Origin of the sequence: Frankia sp. AiPs1 (genome assembly GCF_023716945.1) — a bacterium.
Classification (GTDB): domain Bacteria; phylum Actinomycetota; class Actinomycetes; order Frankiales; family Frankiaceae; genus Frankia.
In genome coordinates, this window is the sequence record NZ_JAMQQF010000921.1 from 1 (window position 1) to 1,464 (window position 1,464).

A 1,464-nucleotide genomic window follows, 5' to 3' on the forward strand; every position below is an offset into this window, starting at 1 on the left:
GTCGAGCTCGGCGTGCAGCCGGGCCAGGGCGACCGCGTCCGGCAAATCGGCGGGGTCCGGCTGCTCCTGGGCGAGGGCCCGCGCGTCGGCGGGACCGATCTGCCGCGCCGCGCGGTACAGCAACGCGAGCTCCGCCGGGTCCAGCGGCAACGCCCAGGTCGGGTCGAGCCGGTCGGCGATGAACGACAGCTCGTCGGCCCGCTCGGCGAGCCACGCCGCCACCGCCGGGGCCCGTTCCCGCCCGTGCGGCAGCTCGAACTCGCGGGCCTGGGCCGCCAGCAGATCGACCATGCGCAGTTCGAGCGTGCGGGCGTGGGCGCGGGCGGCGTCGAGTTCCTCGGCGAGCGCCTTGACGGCCGCGGTCTCCCGCGCGGGGTCGACGTCGCTGAGCGCCCCGGAGATCTCCACCACGGCGGCGCGCAGCTCGTCGAGGTCGGCACGGCTCGATCCCAGCACGGCGACGGTCAGATCCCGCAGCTCCGGCGGAATCTTGTCGCGCAGCACGCCGAGCGCCTGCTCGTCCTGCGCGGTGACGAGCACGCGCTGCCCGTGGGCGACGAGATGGCAGATCAGGTTCGCGATGGTGTGGCTCTTGCCGGTGCCCGGCGGCCCCTGCACGGTCACCCCCCGGGAGCCGGCGAGCTGGCGGGCGATCCGCTCCTGGTCGGCGTTGGTGGCCAGCGGCATGAGCAGCCGTTCACCCAGGCCGACCGGCGCGCTGACACCCGACCCCGGCCGCGCACCCGGATCGCCGTGATCCCGGCGCCCCGGGCCGGAGGTCGGCCCGGCGCCGTCGTCGGCCTGCGCGTCGCCGGCCAGCGCGTCGGCGACGAGGGCCTCGTCGGCGACGACGGACGCGATCGCCTCGGGAATGACGTCGCGCTCGGCGAGGGCGGTGCGCAGGTCGGCGTAGAACTGAGCCTGTAGGGCGGGCCGGGGCCGGGCGTACAGCGCCCACGTGTCGACGAGGACCGCGGCCGCGCCGGGCGGCGGCAGCCCCGGCCCCGCGACCAGCCGGGCGTCCAGCCCGAGCGGCGCGATGACCTGGCGGAACACCTCCGCGCGGCCCGCCGCGTCCCACGGGTCGACCGGCGCGGCGCGCAGCCGGTCACGCAGGGCGGAGAGCTCGTCGAGGCCGGGCAGCCCGAGGCCGTGCAGCGGCTCGGTCTCCAGGCTCGTCGGACCGTCGGGATGCAGGCGGATGACGCCGGAATCGGGATCGAGCGTCGCCACCACCCGGGTGACGAGCAGCGGATGGCTGATCACGGCGTCGCCGACCCGCCAGCACAGCACGCCGTGCCCCCAGACGAGCTCGGTGCTGGCGTCGTCGCGTTGCAGGGCCAGGCGCAGGTCGAACAGGCGCTGGTAGAGCGCGCGGGCGTCCCGGGCCGAGCGCGCCGCCGGCGCCCAGGGCCGCCAGACGTCACGCACCCAGGCGTCCAGCAGCGCCGCCCGGGGATCGGG

Annotated in this window: 1 protein-coding gene; it reads right to left on the reverse strand. The window is 77.0% G+C overall.

All coding sequences use genetic code 11. The annotated features are described in order from the left end of the window. The coding region (locus tag ND748_RS31890; RefSeq protein WP_251749993.1) for an AAA domain-containing protein at nt 1-1,464 on the reverse strand (1,464 nt) is incomplete at both ends.